This is a genomic window from Rhizobium jaguaris, from assembly GCF_003627755.1.
GTDB lineage: Bacteria > Pseudomonadota > Alphaproteobacteria > Rhizobiales > Rhizobiaceae > Rhizobium > Rhizobium jaguaris.
The window spans coordinates 2,310,176-2,330,487 of sequence record NZ_CP032694.1 but is presented as its reverse complement, the minus strand read 5'-3'; the positions used below and the strand labels follow the sequence as shown (position 1 = coordinate 2,330,487).

The following is a 20,312-nucleotide window of genomic DNA, read 5'->3' as shown; positions in this document are numbered from 1 at the left end:
GATCTGATTTTCGAAATGAGAATGAGCGGTCCGATGGGCCGCTTTTTATGTGGGAAATTTCCACTACTGCGGCTTGAATCAAAAATCCCCGGCGCGACGGCCGGGGATTTTCGTTTGCGCACTATCCTGCGTAATCAGCTCAAACGGCCTGCGGCATGGGCCAGCATGGTGTAGACCTTGCCGGTGTCGGAGGTGAGGTAGGATTGCGTGACGCTACGGTCGCGGTCGGTGCGGGCGACGTCCGAAAGCAGCTTTTCGAAATCGGCGATATAGCGGTCGACTGCGGTGCGGAATTCCGGCTCGCGGTCGTATTTGCGCTTGATATCGTCGAAGGTCTGCTGGCCCTTCAGCGTGTAGAGGCGGCGGGTGAAGACATCCCGTTCGCCGCGCTGATAGCGGCGCCACAGATCGACCGAAGCATCGTGGTCGATGGCGCGGGCGATATCGACCGAAAGCGAGTTCAGTGATTCAACCACGTGCCGCGGATTACGCGCTGCCGGCGCTGCTTCCGTTTGTGCGCGAGGCGCAGTCTGACGAGCTGGCTGCTGCAGGTCGGCATGTTCGTCGCGCGATGCGCCGCGCAGAAGATCGCTGATCCAGCCGCCGCCTGCAGCCGGCTCCTGGCGGGCGGGAGCTGGCGTCTCGGCCGGACGCGGCTGCGGTGCAACCGGACGATCGGCGAGGGTGCCACGCAAGCCCAAAGCCTCGATCGGCGGCTGTTGCTGCGGCTGCGGAGCCGGCGGTTGCGGCGCGGGTTGCTGTACTGCCTGCTGAACGGGCGGTTGCGGCGCGGCTTGCTGAGGCCGTGGAGCACCTGCAGTAGGCGCCGGCGCAGAGGGGGCAGGCGCTGCCGGACGGAGCCGCTGAGCCGGCTGCGCATCGGCCAACGCACGGGCTGACGGTTCGGAGATTTCCAACTGCTGCGTCGAGCGGCCGACGATCTGCGAAATATCCTGCAGCGCCTTGATCTGCTCAGCGACGGCACGACGCATGGCGGCAGCACTCTCCTTGGCCTCTTCCGGCAGGTCGAAGGCGCCGCGCTTCAGCTCGCTGCGGGTCAGGTCGAGTTCCCTACGGATGTCGCCTGCCGAGCGGCGGATCTCATCGGTCGCACCCGAGAAGCGGCCAACAGCATCGTCAACAGCGACACGCAATGTCTCGCGCAACTGCTGGGCTGCACCGTCCGAGGTCTTGCTGGCTTCCGTCAGCATCTGCTCGATGTCGGAGATCGAAGCGGAGAGGCCGCCGCGGAGGCGGTTCGTCAGTTCGCCCGAGCGACGTTCCGCGTTGGCGAAAGTGCTGTCGATGGTCTGGTTGGCTTCCTCGCCCGCCTTCTGAAGCGTACCACGCATGGTTTCCGCTGCCTGTTCGGCGCGGGCTTCCGCATCGGAAAGCACACGGCCGATATCGGCAAAGGAGGACTGCACGCCCTGACGCAGATTGCCGGTGACCTGGTTGGAACGCTGTTCGGCGCGGTCGAAGGCGCTTTCCACCATGCTGCCGAGGGCCCGCATGGTATTTTCGATCTCTTCCGAACGCTGGACCAGGCCAATGGACAGGTTCTGTAGCGCCGTTTCGCGCTCTTCCAGCGTCGAGACGAGGTTCGATTGCGCGGCGCCCAGAAGCTGCGAGGCCTGCGACAGAACCTTGGAATGCTCGTCGAAGCGGCCGATGATGCCGCCGACCTGCGACAGCGTCTTGCCGGAAATATCCGAGAGCTTGTCGACCTTGCCCTCGAGAAGCCGCGTCGAGGCGGAAACCATTTCTCCCGCCTTCGATGCAGAGTCGGCAAACCGGGCTGATGTCGCGTTGAGGCGGCCGTCGATGGTGGCGAACTCCTCGGCAGCACTGTTCAGCATGCCGGCGATCGCCGAGTTGTTCTCTGCCAGCCGCTCGATAATGCCGTTGACGCTGGCAAGCAGATTGTTCTCTAGCGCGCTCACTGCGTTGGCGGCATGTTCAGTGCGAGCCGAGATCGCTGCCAGCGTGTCGTTGGTGCGCGATGCGATGGCGTTGATCAGTGCGGCATTTTCAGCGCGCAGGCGATCAGTGCTTTCCTGAGCCACGGCCGAGATCAGTGCCGCCGCTTCCTGGCCGGTTGCCGCGTAACGGTCGACGATCGGGCGGGCCTTTTCGTCGATCAGGCGCGACAGCTCGCTGGAGCGGCCGGCGAGCATGGAATTGAGTTCGCGCGTACGCTCGTCGAGCGAAGAGCGGATTGACGAGCCACGGGCTTCCAGAGCCTTGTCGACATCAGCAAGCGTCGCGTTGATCTCGCGAGCCCGATCTTCCAGGCTGGTGCGGATCGCATTACCGCGTTCGTCCAGCGCGCGCTCGACCTGTGCCATCGTCGAGGTGATCTGTTCGCTGCCGCCGGCAAGCGTATTTCGGATAGCGGCGCCACGGGCCTCAAGAGATTGCTCGGCGGAGGACAGCGCCTGGGAGATGGCGTTGACCTGATTGCCCACAAGGCCCTCGGCCTCGGCGACCTTGTTGACGATCGCGTTGCCGGCTTCCGAGAAAGTTTGGGCGACGGCGGCAGCCTGGCTCGCCAGGCGGTTATGCGTTTCCGAGACGCGCGTGACGATCTCTTCGGAACGCTCGTTCATGGCGCGGGTGAAGGCGTCGCTGCGGTTACCGAGGTCGTCAGCGAATTGCTGGCCGGTGCGGGCAAGCAGATCGGCCGTGCGCGTTGCCTCGCTGTCCATGCCCTGAGCGGCATCGGCGACGGCGGTACGCAGCGTCGTGGCGAGATTAGTGGCCTTGCCTTCGATGGTGCGGTTGACGGCTTCGAGGCCGACATTGAGGGCGCGGTCCATGGTCGACAGGCGCTCCTCAATGTGGGCGCTGCCGCTTTCGAGCGCCTGGCTCAGGTTGGCCGTGCGGCTGTCGATCGCATCCGCCATGGTTGCCAGACGATTGTCGAGCGCAGCGGCGATGCGGGCCGCAGCGTCGTCGCCGCTGCGGTCGATTTGGGTGATGCCGCTCGAAAGCGTATCGGACAGTCGGTTGCCAGCGGCATCAACCTGCGCGGCAACGCCGCCGACACCATCATGGATGCGGTTTTCGAGGGCGGACAGGCTGGCCTCGACGCGCGAGCCGGTCTCGGCAAAGCGGCTGGTCATGCCTTCGATCGACTGGTTGAGGTTGGTCGAGAATGTCTCGGCCGAGCGCGTGATGTCGCCGGCTGCCTGCTGAATGCGGCCGGCAATATCGCCGGCGCCGCCGTGCAGGCGTTCTTCGAGAGATCTTGCGCTGGCATCGATGGTCTGGCGCAGCGAAGCTTCGCGATCTTCGAGCGACATTTCCAGCATGCTGGCGCTGGTGGCGATCGACGTGCCGATAGCGGTCGCCTGTTCGGCCAACGTATTGTCGATCTGTGCATGGGCGTCGCGGAGCGTCAGGCTGATAGCGTTACTGCGATCCTCCAAAGTGGTGCGCATGCGCTCATAGGCAGAGGCAAGGTTTTCGTCCATCTGCGACAGGCCGACACCCAGTGTATTTTCGAGCTGGCGCGTGGTGGTGTTGAGCGCGTTTTCGATACGCTCGGCCGAGCCGCCAACGACGGTTTCGAGGCGGTCGCTGCTGCTACCGAGCAGGCCGGAGAGTGCTTCGGTATGGGCGCTGAGCGAGCGGTCAAGACGATCCTGGTTTTCGGTATAGGCGGCGCGAATGGCATCGGCCTTGTCGCCAAAAGCGCCGGCGACGCGGGACTCCGCACCGGCTACGCTGTCGAGCAGGGCGTTGGCACGGGATTCCAAGGCACTTTCGAAGCGGTTCTGATTTTCGGCAAGTGTGATAGCGAATGACATGCTCTTGTCGTCGAGCGTGTCGGTCAGTGCTGCGTGGCCGCTATTGACGGCATGGGCGATCGCCTCGGCGCTGTTTGCCAAGGTTTCCTCGATCCGGGCCTGGTTGTCCGACAGCGCGATGGCCAGCGCCAGCGTCTTGTCGTCGAGGCTGTTGACGATCTTGTCGTGTGTGCCGGCGACCGTATCGGAGAGTGCGTCCAAACGGCTGGACAGAGCATCCTCGAGCCGCGATTGCGTGTCGGAGAGCGAGATAGCCAGAGCCATCGCCTTTTCGTCCAGCGCGTCGGCAAGGGCATTGTGGCTGCCCGTGAAAGCGTTGGTGATCGCTTCAGCGCGATTGGAAAGCGTTTCCTCGAGGCGCGACTGGCCGTTGCTAAAGGCTGCGGCGAGGGCCTTGGTCTTGCCGTCTAACGTATCCGCAACGCGATCCGCATGGCCGGAGAGTGTATCCTCCAGATGCGCCTGACCCGCCGAGAGAGCAACGGCCAGCGCCATCGTCTTATCATCGAGCGTCTCAGCCAACTTGCTGTGCGTATCGGCAATCGCATTGGTCAGGCCTTCGACGCGACCGGAGAGGGTGTCTTCCAGGCGTTCCTGGCTCGCCGAGAGAGCAACGGCGAGCGCCATCGTCTTGTCGTCGAGCGTATCGGCCAATTTGGTATGTGTATCGGCAATCGCGTTGGTCAGGCCTTCGACGCGACCGGAGAGGGTATCCTCCAGGCGTTCCTGGCTCGCAGAGAGCGCGACGGCGAGCGCCATCGTCTTGTCGTCGAGCGTGTCGGCCAATTTGGTATGCGTGTCGGCAATCGCGTTGGTCAGACCTTCGACACGGCCGGACAACGTCTCTTCCAGGCGGGACTGGCTGCTGGCGAGTGCTACTGCCAACGCCTTGGTCTTGTCGTCCAAGGTGCTCGCCAGTGCGTTGTGCGTATCGGCAATGGCGCCGGCGAAGCCCTCGACGCGGCCGGACAAAGTGTCTTCCAGGCGCGCCTGGCTATCGGAGAGAGCGATGGCGAGGGCCATCGTCTTGTCGTCAAGCGTGTCGGCGAGCTTGTTGTGCGTATCGGCGAGCGCGCTGGTCAGGCTCTCAGCGCGGCCGGTCAAAGTATCTTCGATGCGCGCCTGGCCGTCTGATAGCGCGATGGCGAGCGCCATGACCTTGTCGTCCAAGGTGTCGGCCAGCTTGCTGTGCGTTTCGGCAACGTTGCTGGCGATCGCATCGGCGCGGCTTGCCAGTGTGTTCTCAAGACGAAGCTGGTTTTCGGCAAGCGAGATCGCCAGCATCGAGGTGCGCTCGTCAAGGGCAGCGGTCAGATGCTCATGGCTGCCGCTGACCGCATTGATGATACCTTCGGAGCGCTCGGCCAACGTCTGCTCGAAGCGCGACTGGTTGTCGGAAAGCGCGCCGAACAGCGCGCTGCTGCGCTCGGCCATCACCGCGTCGATGCGCTCATGTGCCGAACCCAGCGCCTGGGTGATCTCGCCAGTGCGGGCGGAAAGCGTATTGTTGATCTCGTTGGCGCGGCCGAGGAAAGTGTTGGTCAGCTCACTCGTGCCCTTGTTCAGCGCAGAGGAGATATCCGACGTTGCCGTCTGCAGAGCCTTGCTGAATTCGCCGGAATGCGCGGCAAGCGAATCGGAGAGTTCGCTAGAGCGGCCGGCAAAGGCGGAGGTGAGTTCCTCGGTGCCGCTCTGCAGGGCGGTGGAGACGTCGCGCGCTACACCTTGGACGGCGGACGTGAAGCTGCCAGCATGCGAGGCGAGGGTGGAGTGCAGTTCGCTGGTACCGGAGGTCAGGGCCGCGGTAATCCCGCTCGTTGCCCCCTCGAGAGCGGAAGCGATCTCGCCGGCCTTGGAGCCGATGGCGCTTTCCATTACTTCCTGGCTGGTGGCAAGTGTCGTCGCCAGGGCAAAAGACTGGTCGGTCAGCGAAGAGCCGATGCGCTCGATGCTGGAATTCAGAATACCGTCAATAGCATCCGAGCCGCCGCTGAGCGTTTCGTTGATCCGTGTCAGGCTTTCCGACAGCTTGCTGTCCAGCGAACCGGCGCGCTTGTCGAAGGCCGAGGTGAATTCCGAGACCCGCTCGTCGAAGGCAGTCGAAATCTGCGCCACGGTCGACTGCATGCGTTCCTCGAAGAAGCCGGTGCGCAGGTCGATATCCATAATGGTGTCGTCTGCGGTCGACTGCAGGCTCTGCCGGAAGCTCGCACCTTTTTCGTCGAGGGCGGTGTTGAGCTTGGAGAGTACGTCATCGAGCGTGCCGGTGATCGAGCGTTCGCTGCCGGTGAGGCTTTCGCTGATTTCCCGGGTGCGAGCGACCAACGTCTCATTCAACTGACGAGCACGATCATTGAGGGCGGTGTTCAGCTTCTCGGTGTTGGCATCGAGCGTTGAGGCACGGGTTTCGAACTGGCTCAATAGCTCATTGCCGCGCTCAGCGAGCGTCGAAGACAGAGATTCGAGACGCGTGTCGAATTCCTGGCTTAGCGCGACGCCGGAAGCATTGACGTTCTGCAAGAGGCTGTCGGTCTTGGCGGCGAGTAGGGTGCCAAGTGCCTCCAAGGCAGAATCGGACTTCTCCATCAGCGTCGCGGCGCGCGTATCGATCATCGAGGCGAAAGCTTCGCCCGAGGTCGACAGGCGCACGGCAATTTCTTCGGTCGCGAGCGACAGATCTTCCTTGATCTGGTCGTGCACGCCGACGATCGAGGAGCGGATGCGTTCGGCATGGTTGACGATGGCGTCGCGCTCGGAGCCGAGTTCATGCACGAGACCGCGCACGCGCAGCTCGTTGTCGGCATAGCTGCGCTCCAGCGCATTGACTTCGGTATGTACCAACGTCTCGAGCTCGGTGGCACGGGCGATCGTCCGCTCGATGCCTTCGTTCATGGCTGAGACTTCGCGGCGCACGGCCTGACCGACCGTCATGATGCGCTCGGAGGCAACCGTTTCTGGTTCGGCGAGGCGCAGCGCCACTTCCGCCATGGAGCGGGCGGCGTTGCGCATATCCTGGGCGCGCGAAATCATCACGCCGAAAGCATAGAACAGCAGGACGGGAACGATGATACCGATGATGCACGCGATGACGCCGGGAAGGGCGGCGAGATCGGCGACCGTCCGAATATTCAGGAGCTGCGGTCCGTAAAGCAGGAAGGCGAGGCCGATGCCGCCGACGATCCAGAACAGCGAAAAAATCGTCGCGTTGCGTACGGCGTGGCTTTGAGAGGCGCCATCAAGCGATTTCAGGATGCTGGCCGGGCTGACGCGGTTGGCGTCGTTGGCTGGAGCAAAGATGGGGCTCTTCGGCACTTCAGCCGGTCGGGCCGCCGCGGCGGCAGCGGTGGCGCTGCGCGCTGCGGCCGCTTTGCGTGCGGCTTCATCCTGAGTCTGTTTTGAAGGCGATGGCTCAGACACTCTTGTCTCCGGGGCGTCAGGCGTTGAACCGCTGCGAGGCTCCAAGTTCTCGTCACTGAAATCGATCTGCAAAGCTTCGTCCAGGGCCTGAAAGGCCTTGTCTTCGATCGACTCGATGTACTTTTTGTTCGCCATGCGGTTACGCCTCGTTACAACTCGGTCGGGCCTGCCGTGCCTTTTCCGGAAATCCGCCAACGTCCAGAAAAGACGAACCCTGCCTCCCGTAGGGTTACCCGCCCCTGACTGATGTCGGAGATGGATTTCCCGTTACATTTCAGAGTGGATAACCGCTTTTTCAAACGGATGGTATTAAAACATTACCACTATCCACCTCTTGGGCAAAGGCATACGCCATGAACCCAATTTATCAGTACCGTAGTGACACATTCCCCCAAGCGTGACAATTAATTCCACAGTCGACGACGTGCCGCATTAAGCCATTGTTAACACTTTTCGTCGTCGCAACTTGCTGAAAACCTAATAATTTAGCCATGTTTAACGCGCGTTAACCATGTCCCGAGATTTCCGCCCCGAATGTGCCAAAATTTAACTCGATGGCCATCGGCAGGCCGCAAGCATGCGGCAAATCCCAGAGACAGTTATAGATATAAGACGGGAGATTTGGCACATGGCAGCATTAAATATCGCGTTCGAAGCGCCGGACAATTCGCGCGGCGCGGCGCCATCGCGGGAGCGGGCGATCGACCTGGTTCACCTCGCGAAGCAGACGATGGGCGACAAGGCCCTGGAAGTGGAAGTGCTTCAGATGTTTGCCCGGCAGGCGCGGTCCTGCCTGCAGGAAATCGGCAGCGGCGATCGCAAGCGCGCCGTGGCCGCTTCGCACCGGTTGAAGGGTGCGGCAAGCGCCGTTGGCGCATTCAAGGTGGCCGATGCCGCCAATGCGCTCGAAAGCGATATCGGCGACCCAACTCGCATGGCGACGGTCACGGCCTGCGTCGTTGAAGCGGAGAACTTCATTCTGAGACTGTCGCGTTGAGCTAAGGCCACCCGAAATTGTCAGTGTCTACCTGCGCCACCAGATGGTTTCAGCCGTTTCGGTGGCGCAATTGTTGACTGCCCTCGGGAATTGTTGGAAGAAAAATTCCGGATCTACCCCTTCACTCACGAATACCGGAATTCACTCATATGACCAAACTGACCATCGTCGCTTTCGACGGTACCCGTTTTGACCTCGATGCCGAGGATGGCTCCACCGTAATGGAAAATGCCGTGCGCAATTCCGTGCCTGGCATCGAGGCGGAATGTGGCGGCGCTTGTGCCTGCGCCACCTGTCATGTCTATGTCGATGAGGAATGGGTGGAGAAGGTCGGCAGCCCGGAGCCGATGGAAGAGGACATGCTGGATTTCGCTTTCGACGTCCGCCCGAATTCGCGCCTGTCCTGTCAGATCAAGGTGGCCAAAGAGCTTGACGGCCTCGTCGTGCATGTTCCGGAGCGCCAAGCCTAACGTCTGCCGCTCACTTTATAACGCATGTCATCGGAGACGTCCCCGAATTGGGGCCGGTATCGGGATGTCTGGACAAAAAGAAGCCTCGCTCAGCTTGTCGCAGCGAGCGAGGCAAGGCGGGCGCATCACCGACAGGTAAGGGAGGAAACACCTGCGGCTTCAGGACGCGCCAGGAGAACTGAACACACGCGTCAAGCACTAAACAGCGCGGAGGAACGAGCCACCGGCGCAAGAACTCTGATAGATCTTTTGCGAAAACCCCTCTGGTTTCCGAATCATAATCCGCCGGAGCGGATCGACGCCACTTGCGATAGGAAAAACCTATTTCAGATTCTCGTAAAGTTCAAAAAGTAGAAGTAGTGGACGATTCACAGGTATAGTGACAGTTTTCACACAGATTGCGGTGATCGGCATGCAATTTTGGCAAAAAAGAGGCCTAAAACGGTAATTATTCGCCACTCTGCTGGCTGCGATAGGTCATCAGCCGCTGGATGCGGCTCTGGAAATTGATCGCTTCGATTTTGTCGAATCGGGCCTGATCCTCATCATGTAGCTGTGTTTGCTGCATGGTGACAGCGTTTGCCTTGTCCTGAAGCGTATCGCAATCCTTGGCCGAAGGCAGGGCGAGGATCGCTTTTTCCATTTGTCGCGCGTGGTCGCGCGCGATTTCCGCATGCCGGTCCTCGTGGCGGCGGATGTCTTCCGAAAGCGTATCCCAGATCATCGACAGTTGCCGGCTCGCATGCCGCCGATCGCGCCAGCGTGGCAGAATGATTTCGGTATCGACCGTGATTTTGACCTCAGTGATATAGCAGCGGCCGTTCCGCTCCGTATATGTCGCACTACCGCTGAAGTGAATCTTCGTTGCGCCTGGGTGGCGGCTGCTAGAACCCATCGTAACCGGTCCGCGTGCGTTCAGCGACGCATCGAGTGCATCGGCGCTGTCGCCCTTGATATCGAAATAGGAGACCGATTTGCGGGCGATCACCTCAGCGTCGGCAACGCTGGAAATGCCGCACAGCAATAGGATAAGCGAGACACGGATGTGTTGAGACGCAAACGGCATTCGTGCTGCTACCAGGTTGAACTTCGTTGAAGCTTGCGGCATAGCCACCGCAAGCGCAATATCCGGGGCGGAGTTTTTTCATTTTCAATGGGATGGACGGTTCGTGATAGAGCTTCGCAGCCATAGCTGGCATGTCGCGCATGGGCGCAGCATCGATGTCGGCGAACAGAGTGTCATCATGGCGATCGTCAACGTGACACCGGATTCTTTTTCCGATGGCGGCGATTACGAGGCTGTCGATACGGCGGTCGCGCACGCACTTGCCTGCGCCAAGGAGGGGGCCGCGATCATCGATATCGGCGGGGAATCGACCAAGCCCGACGCCGAGGCAGTCAGCGCCACGGAGGAGCAGGGGCGGGTGCTGCCTGTGATAGAGGCGCTGCGCGGCAAGACGGATGCGTTGATTTCCATCGATACCTATCGCGCCGACACGGCAAGGCTGGCGATCAGCGCCGGCGCTCACATCGTCAATGATGTCTTCGGCCTGCAACGCGAGCCGGAAATCGCGGCGTTGGCGGCGCAGACGGGCGCAGGGCTCTGCATCATGCATACCGGGCGCGAACGGCCAAAGCTTCCTGATGTCATCGACGATCAGGTGTTGTTTCTAAGCCGATCGCTCGACATCGCGGCTGCCGCCGGCGTGAACAGGCAGAATATCGTACTCGATCCCGGCTTCGGCTTCGCTAAGGATACTGAAGAGAATCTCGAGCTGATGGCACGCTTTACCGCACTGCTCCGCTTCGAATTGCCTTTGCTGGCGGGCACGTCACGGAAGCGATTCGTCGGTGCCGTTACCGGGCGCGATGCGCCGGATCGGGATGTGGGAACGGCCGCCAGCAGTGCTATATTGCGTTTGCAGGGCGCGGCAATTTTCCGGGTTCATAATGTCGCAATCAACAGGGATGCGCTGGCGGTTGCGGATGCTATCCTCAGGACACGGGCAAAATTAGGCGGCAGGACGCCATGAGCGATATGATTTACACCATCACCCTTCAGAACTGCGCATTCTTCGCTCGCCATGGCGTGCACGACGAGGAGGAATTCCTCGGCCAGCGCTTCTTCGTCGATGCCGAGCTCGATGTCGAAGCCGGCGATGCGCTGGAGCGGGATTCGATCGATGACACCGTGAACTACGGCATCGCCTTCAGCGTCATCGAGGAAATCGTCACCGGGCGCCGACGCTATCTAATCGAGGCGCTGGCTCTCGATGTCGCAAAGGAACTTTGCCGGCGTTTTCCGACTATTCGCCGGGCGAAGATCTCGGTGCGCAAACCCAATGCGCCGGTCCCGGGGGTTCTTGATTATGTGCAGGTGAGCGTTGAGCATTTTGCCTGACACGAGTCTTGTCTCCGGTTCGACACGCGCTACCCTCGGCCTCGGCGGCAACATTGACAATCCCGTTCGAGCCATGGCGCTTGCCTTGCGGACATTAGACGGGCGCGCGGACTGCCGCATTGCCGGGGTTTCTCGTCTTTACCGCACGCCGCCCTGGGGCAAGACTGACCAGTCTTTCTTCTATAATTCCTGTGCAGCCGTCGATACCACGCTGTCGCCGGAGGCGCTGCTCGATGTGTGCCTCGGTATCGAGCGTGAGATGAAGCGGGTGCGCATCGAACGCTGGGGGCCGCGGACGCTCGATATCGATATCCTGACCTATGGCGATATCGAACGGGCCGAGCCGCTATTGACGATCCCGCATCCGCGCATGACCGAGCGTGGGTTCGTGCTGATGCCGCTTGCGGATTTCGACGCCGATCTCGTGATCAAGGGCCGCAAGGTGGCGGAGTGGTTGAGCGAGGCGGATGTGCGGGGAATAGATGTTGCGGATGAAAATCGCAATTGGTGGAAGGTGGCGTAGTGCCGGTCTCGACTGAGATCGCAATCAGCTACATTCAGATCGGCAACTAAAAAAACGCCTCCGGCCTGATCGCAAAGGCCGGAGGCGTCTTTTGCCGTCGGTTCATAAGCTCTACTGGATTGATCCCACAGCCATTTGATCGACATCGGCGCGCTGGAGCGTCACACCGATAACGGGCACCATCTGGTCGTTGACCTTGACGGAAATCGTTACATTCATCGTTTTATTGTCCGCTACGCGGGCAATCATGGCGCCATTCAGCTTCTGGCGGTTCAGGCCGAGCACCACGGTGCCGTCATTGACGGTACCCGATGTGACATCCAGACCCTTGCCGGCTGCACCATCGAGAAATTTTCCTGAGTAGCTGCCACCCTTCTGGGTGATTTCAGCCGTCATTGGCTGCTGGAAGACGCCGACGCGGCAGGTGCCGTCGAGTTTGACGCCTGCGTCGCTGCCGTCGACCGCGTGTCCTGTCAGGTTGCAGGTGAACTTCGTGCCCTTGTACTTGCCGGCGACGATCTCGCCCGGGCCGCGCCACGAACCGGCAACGGACTGGAAGAAGGCCTTGTCACGGGATGCCGCATCGGCTGAATGCACCCAGGCACCTGCGGAGAGGGCCGCGGCGGCAAAGCCGCAAACAAGAAGAAATTGGCGCGAAAACATGGACATTCCCTAGCGAAGAGGAACCGAAAACTGGTATCCATTTTTGCCTTAGAATGGTTAATGCTTGGTTTCTTATGGAGGCAAAAGCCGCGTTCGTGGGCGTTTACGACACTCAGCGGCCGCTGATGTTCGGCGCGAGGTCGCCCGCGAAGTCACTGATCCCCGGCCGCTTCAACGCCTTGAACGACAGGGGCCTACAGAGGTCCATTGCTGCGATGCCGATGCGCGCCGTCATCATGCCGTTGACGACGCCTTCACCCAGACGAGCCGAAAGTTTCGAGGCTAAACCGTGGCCGATCAACTGCTGCACGATGCTGTCGCCGACGGCGATGGAGCCGGTAACGGCGAGGTGCGCGAGTACGTCCCGCATCAATCGGATCATGCCGAGCGTGCCGGGCCTGCCGCCGTAGAGCTCCGCCATCGCGCGCACCAGCTTGGCCGCTTCATAAAGCACGTAGAGAATGTCCACCAGCGCACGCGGGCTAACGGCCGTGACGACCGACACTCTTTTAGAAGCGCCGAGAATCAGCCCTCGGGCGCGGCGGTCCAGCGGGCCGAGCAGTTCGCGTTCGGCAAGGTCGATCAACTGCGGCGCGTCAATGATATCGTCCTCTGCCGCCTTCAGCGTGGCGCGGCCTCTTGCCGTTTCCGGATTGGCCTCCAAAAGCGTGCATAGGCGCTGGACCAGGGCTTTTGCGCGCGCCGGACGCGTCTCGGCAATGGCAGCTTCCGCCTCGGCTTTGATCGTCTGAACGGCGGCAAGCCGCATCATGCCCGCGGTCTCGCGAATGACAATGGCGAGGACAGCGAGAGTGCCGATGCCGAGCACCGCAAGGGCGGTATAGCCCAACCAGTCGGCACGATCGAAGAGATCGCGAATCAGTCGATCGGTCCAGAGACCGAAGGCAAGCGACAAAAGAATGCCGAAGGCGCCGGCGGCGATCTTGCCGAAGGAAAGACCTCTGCGGCGCGGCGCGGCAATTGCGGCTTCGTCAGCCGAGGCGGCGAGGGCGGGACTGAGGAACGGATCTTCCTCATCCGGCGTCAGAACGACTTCTGTATCGAAACTCCGTGGCTCGCGGCGCGGCGCTTCGGCCGCCGTTTTGGCGGGCGCAACTTCTTTCGATGCCTCCGGCCCCAGCGAAAAGGCGGCGGGACGGCGGGAAAGGCCTCTGGGATCGTCTGGGGGCGGCTTCGTCATGCTAGACGGTCTCCGAACAGGAACTGCATGGCGCGGTCGAGGCGGATATGCGGCACGGAGAGCTTGATGCCGCCAACGGACTCGTCCAACTCCGGCGGACGGAAGCGGACGACATTAACCTCGGGCAAATGTACGTTTGCTGCATCCCCTTCCAGCGCATCGAACAGCCACTGCGGATTTTCCGGCAAGTCCCCTGGGAAGATCGCCGTCTTGCGGTTGCCGTCGAAGCTCTCGCCGCCGATCGTCTCCCGGTCCATTGGCGTGCCGACGATGACGGGGAGGGTATGGCCGTCGCGCTTTACCGTTGCCTCGCGGGTGGCACGGACAGAGGCGATCGCCATGACCTCGATGCCGGCACCGGCCATGCCGATACGTTCTATGGCGCGTTCCACCAGGCGGCGGGTCAACGCCTCCAACCGGTCGTGGCTTTCGTGATGAAGATGATCGGCCTTGGTCGCGGCAACCAGCACCCGGTCGATGCGACGGCCAAGCAATGAGGAGAAAAAAGAATTGGCGCCTGGGCGGAAGCAGGCAAGCACGTCCGTCAGCGCCCGCTCCAGGTCCTGCACCGCTTCCGGGCCTCGGTTGATGGCCTGCAGTGCGTCCACGAGGACGATCTGTCGGTCGAGGCGGGCGAAATGTTCACGGAAGAACGGTTTTACCACGACCGATTTGTAGGCCTCGTAGCGGCGCTCCATCATCGCCCACAACGAGCCCTTCTGCGCCTTGCCTTCTACCGGAGGCACCAGCGGCGCGAAAGTCAGCGCCGGCGAACCGTCGAGATCGCCCGGCAGCAGGAAGCGGCCTGGCGGCAAGGTCGACAGCGAACGTTCGTCGGATTTGCAGGCCTTGAGATAGTTGGCGAAGGCGGTGGCGAGTTCGCGTGCGGTCGTCTCATCAGCGGCTGTGGCAGCATCGGTCGCTTGCGTCATCGCGAGCCAAGCACGCGACAGCTCCGCGCGAATGCCGGTCTTGGCAAGCGTCAGCGTCTCCTCGCTGAAGGCCCGGAAATCCTTGGCGAGCAATGGCAGATCGAGCAGCCATTCGCCGGGATAGTCGACAATGTCTATGGAAAGGCGACCGGGTGAAAACAGCCGATTCCACCCGCTGGCGCTTTGATAGTCCAGCGTGATGCGGAGCTCGGAGATAGCCCGGGTCGAATCCGGCCAGATGCGCTCCTTCACCAACGCACGGATGTGATCCTCGTATTGGAAGCGCGGTACGGCATCGTCGGGCTGAGGCTCGAGACGAACGGCGGAGACGCGGCCGGATTGCACCGGCTCGAACAGCGGCAGGCGACCACCGTTCAGCAGATTATGAACCAGGGAGGAAATGAAGACGGTCTTGCCCGAACGCGAAAGACCGGTGACGCCGAGGCGGATCGTCGGATTGACGAGACCCGTCGTGCGGTCGATGAGATTATCGAAGGCGATCAGGGCGTCGTCTGTGAAGGAGGTCAGGCTTGGCGGCAAGGCGGGATCCCTGGATGACAGCGTGATCGTCAATATAGGAAGCGATGCGAGAGCCGAAAAGATGACCGGCCTTTTCAGGGGCAAGCCCACTCAATCGTCGCTGCGCCTGATCTTTGCTGCCGAACCTATCTGGTGACGAAATCCGTCAGAACCCAGCCCGACGGCGTCGAGTCGACGACGGCAAGTCCGGCGGTCGGAAAGCCATCGGGAATCGCGGAGACCAAGGCGTCATGGCCAATTAGCGCTTCCAGCGTCCGTTCTATGGTCGGGTTATGGCCGACCAGCATGACGGAGTCATTGGTCGCCTGCGATGAGATGATTTCGAGATAGATGTCCGTTGTGGCGTCGTATAGCGCATCGACGTAACGAAACTCTGTAGAAGGGCTCATGGCGCGGCGAATGGCGTCGGCGGTTTGGCGACAGCGCAACGCCGTCGAAGAGATGACGAGATCCGGCTTGTAGTCCTTTTCGACGGCTTTTTCGGCAACGATTTCGGCTGCGGCATAGCCTTTGTCGCTGAGCGCGCGGTCGAAATCCTTCTGGCCGGACGCGGGTCGCTGAGCCTTGGCATGACGCAACAGATAAATCCGGGAAGGCGGCGGCGTGATGCGGGTCATGGCGGAATTCCCGTGCTGGATTTGTCGTTTGACGTACCGCCTCATCCCATGCGCCGTCAACAGCGGAACCATCGGCGATGCACGAGTTTGGCGGTCGTTCACGCGAAGGTTATGGTTCTACCACATTTTTAGTATCGCGAATATATGATGAAAAAATAGACCTTTAGCCGAATTTTATGACAAATTTAAAAAACCGTTTACCACGTCTATTTGGCTTGAATCGATACTATCGGTTGGGATATACAGCGCGCCATATGAGATGTTCTTCAGGAGAATCGCGTTGAGTGAGAAGATCGATCTTAGCAGTTATGTACCCTCTGAGGATGAGGAGTTCATGAATGGAAACCAGCGTGCCTATTTTCGTGCAAAGCTAGTCGCCTGGAAAAATGACATCTTAAGGGAAGCGCGCGAAACCCTCGATCATCTGGCCGAAGAAAGCGCAAACCATCCGGATCTCGCTGATAGGGCTTCTTCTGAAACTGACAGAGCCATCGAGCTTCGGGCTCGCGACCGTCAGCGCAAGCTTATCTCAAAAATTGACGCCGCTCTGCAGCGGATCGAGGACGGGACCTACGGTTACTGCGAGGAAACCGGCGAACCGATCGGTCTCAAGCGCCTGGACGCCCGCCCGATTGCCACCTTGTCGATCGAAGCGCAGGAACGCCACGAGCGCCGCGAAAAAGTCTATCGCGACGAATAAGCGTCTGATCGAGCCGCTTGGAGCGCAAAAAAATTAAGGCACGGCGGAAATTTCCGTCGTGCCTTTTTCATACCGTTTCGAAGACGGCTAAAGCGCATCGCGATCTCTGGGATTCGCTCCCTGCGCTTTAGCTTCCTGATTTTGCGCATGTCGTTATCGCAAAACCGCGGCGCACTTTTGCGCGACATGCTTGAGCGCTCCACCTTATTTGTCGCGGTTGACGCTCATTTCACCGAAGATACGTGCAACCTCCTTCTGAAGCGCGGCATCCGACCCGGCCATCGGAGCGAGTTCCGGATCTCGGCGTTGCTGTGGGGAAACTGCGGGCTGCTGCTGTATTTGCCGTTGTGCCTGCGCATTCGGGATGATCCGCTCGGCAGTCAGATTGTTGGACATTTCCGCTTCCAATATGCGCTGGAATTCGGTGCCGGGTTCGCGCACCGGCGGAGGCGCAACCACCGGTGCTGCTGCGACGACGGAGGGGCGAATGGGCTGTGCGGCCGGAGCGACACGCGCTGGCTCTTGCGGCAATACGTGCTGACGTGCTGCATCGAGAATTTCGGCCACTTCCGCCTCGCCCAGCATGGCAGCCGACTGCTGCGCGCGCTGCTGAGACGCGGGGGCGGGCTGCTCGACCGCGGGCGTGACACGACGCGGGGGCGGCTCAAAGCCAGCCTGAGGCTCAGGCCGCATAGGAGATTCGAGTGAGACTTCCTCCGGCATAGACGGTTGTAAACCTGCCGCCGACTGATGATCGACGCGCGGCGCTTCCTGCGCTGGCTCCAAGCGCTGTTCGAAGGCCAAGGGCGTTCCGACCGGCCCCGGCATGCCTGCCTTGGCCGCATCCGAAATGCCGGACTCAATGACGATATCGGTCGGGCCGCCGATCATGATAAGATGCTCGATGCCATCGCGCCGTACCAACACGAGACGGCGGCGAGCGTCGACGGCAGCAGCATCAAGCACCTGCAGGCGAGGCTGGCGGTTTTTGCCGCCGCGCACGAAAGGCGAGGGCGCTCGGTTGCGGAAGATCCAGAGGATGCAGATCAGCAGAAGAAGGGCAATGCCGACCCCACCGGCTGCGAGGAAGAAGCGACTGCCGTAAGCCCCGGCGATTTCGTCCCACATTTCGAGATACTCCGTAATTGTCCCCGATGTCGTGACCTTGCCGTAACGTAACGACCGGCCTACGTCTTCACCTTTGTCTTGATATGAGGCGATCATATGGACAGGTCTGCCCCGGAAACAAGATAGGATCGTTGTTTGTCCAGCGCTCTTCCTTGTGAATACAGGCCTTTCTAGCCCCGCAAAGCTTTTTGCTGATGCTGCAAATTGGTAAAGAAGATTCGAAAAGATCCGAATCCAGCGATCCGTCAAGCACGTGACGTGACAAGGAAGAGGATGGAGACGAGGGGTTTATGACGAAGCAGCGTCAGTCCGACGAGTATAGCGTGCCGCTGGTGGATCGCGGGGTTCGGTCGGGCACCGCATTGCGCATCATCCTGCTTGCCCTGGTGCTGGTGGCCGCCGCCGTGGCTTTTGTGGTCTTCAAGGACCAGCTTGACAATGAAACGGTGCTTGGCGGGCTCGGCATTCTTGCTATGGTCGGCATCTTCTTCCTTGTCTCCTCCATCATCGGCTTCGTCGAGGTCATGCCGCAGACGCAGTCCGACAGCCTGGCGCGTTCGTTCCTGAACAGCCATCCGGACGGCACGCTGATTACGGACGAAAAGGGCCGTATCATCTACGCCAATGCCGCCTACGGTCGGTTGACGGGCGCAGCCAAGGCTACCGAAGTGCAATCGCTGGAAACGCTGCTATCCCGCAATCGCGAATCCAACGAGGCGCTATACCGTCTCGCCAACGGTTTGCGCGATGGCAAGGAAGGTTCGGAGGAATTTCGGCTCCTAAAGCCGCTCGGCCCAGAGGAAGGCAATGGCAACGGCGCACATTGGTATCGCTTGAAGGCGCGTGTACTGCCGCCAGAGCAGGGGAGCGGCAAAGCACTGCATATCTGGCAGGTCACCGACATTACCTCGGAGCGGGACGATCAGGAGCGTTTCTTCAAGGAACTGCAGAACGCCATCGACTATCTCGATCATGCGCCGGCGGGCTTCTTTTCGGCCGGCCGCAAGGGCGAGATATTCTATCTGAATGCGACACTTGCCGAATGGCTCGGCTTCGATCTCACCAAATTCACGCCGGGCTCGATGACCATCGGCGATCTCGTCGCCGGCGAGGGCTTGGCTCTGATCCAGTCCGTGCAGGCCGAGCCCGGGCTGAAAAAGACGGTGTCACTCGATCTCGACCTGCGCCGCGCCAATGGCCAGAGCTTGCCGGTGCAGATTGTCCACAGCGTCACGTCGATGCGCGACGGCGCGCCGGGCGAAAGCCGCACCATCGTGCTGACGCGACAGAATGGCGGCGACAACGATCAATCCGCGTCTGTTGCGGCGATGCGCTTCAGCCGCTTCTTCAACAATACGCCGATGGCGATTGCCTCAGTCGACGGTGCAGGGCGCATTCTGCGCACCAACGCACCTTTCCTGAAACTCTTCTCCGATCTCGTATCGCGTGACGATATCGAGCGTGGTGCTGCTCTCGAGACCATCGTTTATGAAGCTGACCGGCCGCGGCTCGAACAGGCGCTTGCCGCCGCCAAGGACCGGCAAGGTGATATCCCGCCGATCGACTCCCGCAACCCGAACGATGACACGCGGCATTTCCGCTTCTATGTCAATGCCGTCATCGACCAGACTGACGAAGCGCCTGAGGAAGCGGCCATCGTCTATGCCGTCGAAGTGACCGAGCAGAAGGCGCTGGAAACGCAAATGGCGCAGACGCAGAAGCTGAATGCGGTCGGCACGCTCGCCGGCGGCATCGCGCATGATTTCAACAACGTGCTGACGGCGATCTTGCTGTCTTCGGACCATCTGTTGCTGCAGGCGCGGCCATCCGACGCGAGCTTTGCCGACTTGATGGAGATCAAGCGCAACGCCAACCGTGCCGCTGTGCTGGTGCGGCAATTGCTGGCCTTCTCGCGCAAACAGACGATGCGGCCGACGATCCTCAATCTGACTGACGTGATCGGCGACCTGCGTATGCTGGTGGACCGGCTGCTTTCGGGCACGCACGTCAAACTGGATGTCGACTATGGTCGCGATCTCTGGCCGGTGAAGACCGACCTGTCGCAGTTCGAGCAGGTGCTGATCAATCTCTGCGTCAACGCCCGCGACGCCATGCCGGGCGGCGGCACCTTGACGCTGCGCACCCGCAATTTGTCGGCAACAGATGTGGCCTCTTTCAACTACGCCTATCTGCCGCATGAGGAAATGGTGCTGGTCGAGGTCAGCGACACGGGTACGGGCATCGCGCCCGATATCATGGATAAGATCTTCGAGCCCTTCTTCACGACGAAGGAAGTGGGCAAAGGCACCGGGCTTGGGCTCGCCATGGTCTACGGCATCATCAAGCAATCGGGCGGCTATATCCATCCAGAATCCGAAGTCGGCAAGGGCACGACCTTCCGCATCTTCCTGCCGCGCCACATCGTTGAGATCCCCACGATTATCGAAGGGCAGGTCTCCGAGAGCCGCGATATCTCGGCGATGGATCAGAGCGTCGCCGCCATCGTCCCCCCGCCGGACGAGCCTGCCGACCTCACCGGGAAGTCGGCCGTCGTTCTCCTGGTCGAGGACGAGGAGGCTGTGCGCCGTGGCGGCAAGCGCATGCTCGAGACGCGCGGCTATACAGTCTACGAGGCAGGGTCCGGCGTCGAGGCGCTCGACATCATGGATGAGCTGGACGGGCAGGTGGATGTCGTCGTCTCCGACGTTGTCATGCCGGAGATGGACGGGCCTTCGCTGTTGCGCGAATTGCGTAAAAAATATCCCGACATGAAATTCATCTTCGTGTCCGGCTATGCTGAAGATGCCTTTGCCCGCAATTTGCCGGCCGACGCCAAATTCGGTTTCCTGCCCAAGCCCTTCTCTCTGAAGCAGCTTGCCGTCGTCGTTAGAGAGACGCTGGATCGATAGAC

14 protein-coding genes are annotated in these 20,312 nt (G+C 60.9%); 7 read left to right on the top strand and 7 right to left on the bottom strand.

Annotation, left to right across the window (positions count from 1 at the left end):
* Positions 1–134: 134 nt before the first annotated feature.
* Positions 135–7,364 (bottom strand): apolipoprotein A-IV repeat region-like domain-containing protein, encoded by a 7,230-nt coding sequence (locus tag CCGE525_RS11415; protein ID WP_120704344.1) that lies wholly within the window; start codon positions 7,362–7,364, stop codon positions 135–137.
* A 493-nt stretch (positions 7,365–7,857) separates the two neighbouring features.
* On the opposite strand from CCGE525_RS11415, the gene CCGE525_RS11410 reads away from it, so the two are divergent.
* Complete coding sequence (locus tag CCGE525_RS11410) at positions 7,858–8,226, top strand: Hpt domain-containing protein (RefSeq protein WP_120704343.1); 369 nt, start codon at positions 7,858–7,860, stop codon at positions 8,224–8,226.
* 149 nt (positions 8,227–8,375) lie between these two features.
* A complete protein-coding gene (locus CCGE525_RS11405) occupies positions 8,376–8,696 on the top strand; it encodes a 2Fe-2S iron-sulfur cluster-binding protein (protein WP_120704342.1) in 321 nt (106 codons plus the stop codon).
* Positions 8,697–9,144: 448 nt separating this feature from the next.
* Here the strand turns inward: CCGE525_RS11405 and CCGE525_RS11400 are convergent, their stop codons facing one another.
* The gene (locus CCGE525_RS11400; protein ID WP_120706377.1) at positions 9,145–9,762 is read right to left on the bottom strand and encodes a DUF922 domain-containing Zn-dependent protease; all 618 of its coding nucleotides are present in this window, start codon (positions 9,760–9,762) and stop codon (positions 9,145–9,147) included.
* A gap of 103 nt (positions 9,763–9,865) precedes the next feature.
* Here CCGE525_RS11400 and folP point away from each other — a divergent pair, with 103 nt between their 5' ends.
* From folP to folK, 3 genes are all read left to right on the top strand, one after another.
* Positions 9,866–10,729, top strand: a complete 864-nt coding sequence (gene folP / locus CCGE525_RS11395) for a dihydropteroate synthase (RefSeq protein WP_120704341.1) — start codon at positions 9,866–9,868, stop codon at positions 10,727–10,729.
* A gap of 5 nt (positions 10,730–10,734) precedes the next feature.
* Positions 10,735–11,097, top strand: coding sequence for a dihydroneopterin aldolase (gene folB, locus CCGE525_RS11390; RefSeq protein ID WP_120706376.1), 363 nt, complete (start codon positions 10,735–10,737; stop codon positions 11,095–11,097).
* 73 nt (positions 11,098–11,170) lie between these two features.
* Entirely contained in the window at positions 11,171–11,620 is a 450-nt protein-coding gene (gene folK, locus CCGE525_RS11385; protein WP_425375899.1) for a 2-amino-4-hydroxy-6-hydroxymethyldihydropteridine diphosphokinase, read from the top strand.
* Between the two features lie 111 nt (positions 11,621–11,731).
* Here folK and CCGE525_RS11380 read toward each other — a convergent pair whose 3' ends face one another.
* The 4 genes from CCGE525_RS11380 to CCGE525_RS11365 form a co-directional block, all read right to left on the bottom strand.
* The gene (locus tag CCGE525_RS11380) at positions 11,732–12,283 is read right to left on the bottom strand and encodes a hypothetical protein (protein WP_120704339.1); all 552 of its coding nucleotides are present in this window, start codon (positions 12,281–12,283) and stop codon (positions 11,732–11,734) included.
* A gap of 112 nt (positions 12,284–12,395) precedes the next feature.
* The gene (locus CCGE525_RS11375; RefSeq protein ID WP_120704338.1) at positions 12,396–13,484 is read right to left on the bottom strand and encodes a YcjF family protein; all 1,089 of its coding nucleotides are present in this window, start codon (positions 13,482–13,484) and stop codon (positions 12,396–12,398) included.
* Complete coding sequence (locus CCGE525_RS11370) at positions 13,481–14,956, bottom strand: YcjX family GTP-binding protein (protein ID WP_120706375.1); 1,476 nt, start codon at positions 14,954–14,956, stop codon at positions 13,481–13,483. The genes CCGE525_RS11375 and CCGE525_RS11370 overlap by 4 nt, the downstream gene beginning before the upstream one ends.
* Positions 14,957–15,081: 125 nt before the next feature.
* Complete coding sequence (locus tag CCGE525_RS11365) at positions 15,082–15,573, bottom strand: SixA phosphatase family protein (protein ID WP_120704337.1); 492 nt, start codon at positions 15,571–15,573, stop codon at positions 15,082–15,084.
* Between the two features lie 280 nt (positions 15,574–15,853).
* On the opposite strand from CCGE525_RS11365, the gene dksA reads away from it, so the two are divergent.
* Positions 15,854–16,273: an RNA polymerase-binding protein DksA gene (gene dksA / locus CCGE525_RS11360; RefSeq protein WP_120704336.1), complete on the top strand. Its 420-nt coding sequence runs from the start codon at positions 15,854–15,856 to the stop codon at positions 16,271–16,273.
* 204 nt (positions 16,274–16,477) lie between these two features.
* On the opposite strand, the gene CCGE525_RS11350 is transcribed toward dksA, so the two are convergent.
* The gene (locus CCGE525_RS11350; RefSeq protein ID WP_120704334.1) at positions 16,478–17,401 is read right to left on the bottom strand and encodes a flagellar biosynthetic protein FliO; all 924 of its coding nucleotides are present in this window, start codon (positions 17,399–17,401) and stop codon (positions 16,478–16,480) included.
* A gap of 290 nt (positions 17,402–17,691) precedes the next feature.
* Between CCGE525_RS11350 and cckA the strand changes: the two genes are divergently transcribed.
* On the top strand, positions 17,692–20,310 hold the full coding sequence (cckA, locus tag CCGE525_RS11345) for a cell cycle histidine kinase CckA (RefSeq protein WP_120704333.1): 2,619 nt from the start codon (positions 17,692–17,694) through the stop codon (positions 20,308–20,310).
* The last annotated feature ends 2 nt before the right edge of the window (positions 20,311–20,312 follow it).

Bases quoted from the DNA above. Each gene is read 5' to 3' on its own strand.
- folB (WP_120706376.1), top strand. From the start codon at position 10,735: ATGATTTACACCATCACCCTTCAGAACTGCGCATTCTTCGCTCGCCAT.
- CCGE525_RS11365 (WP_120704337.1), bottom strand. From the start codon at position 15,573: ATGACCCGCATCACGCCGCCGCCTTCCCGGATTTATCTGTTGCGTCAT.
- cckA (WP_120704333.1), top strand. From the start codon at position 17,692: ATGACGAAGCAGCGTCAGTCCGACGAGTATAGCGTGCCGCTGGTGGAT.
- CCGE525_RS11400 (WP_120706377.1), bottom strand. From the start codon at position 9,762: ATGCCGTTTGCGTCTCAACACATCCGTGTCTCGCTTATCCTATTGCTG.
- CCGE525_RS11410 (WP_120704343.1), top strand. From the start codon at position 7,858: ATGGCAGCATTAAATATCGCGTTCGAAGCGCCGGACAATTCGCGCGGC.
- CCGE525_RS11415 (WP_120704344.1), bottom strand. From the start codon at position 7,364: ATGGCGAACAAAAAGTACATCGAGTCGATCGAAGACAAGGCCTTTCAG.
- CCGE525_RS11380 (WP_120704339.1), bottom strand. From the start codon at position 12,283: ATGTTTTCGCGCCAATTTCTTCTTGTTTGCGGCTTTGCCGCCGCGGCC.
- CCGE525_RS11375 (WP_120704338.1), bottom strand. From the start codon at position 13,484: ATGACGAAGCCGCCCCCAGACGATCCCAGAGGCCTTTCCCGCCGTCCC.
- folK (WP_425375899.1), top strand. From the start codon at position 11,171: ATGGCGCTTGCCTTGCGGACATTAGACGGGCGCGCGGACTGCCGCATT.
- CCGE525_RS11405 (WP_120704342.1), top strand. From the start codon at position 8,376: ATGACCAAACTGACCATCGTCGCTTTCGACGGTACCCGTTTTGACCTC.
- CCGE525_RS11350 (WP_120704334.1), bottom strand. From the start codon at position 17,401: ATGTGGGACGAAATCGCCGGGGCTTACGGCAGTCGCTTCTTCCTCGCA.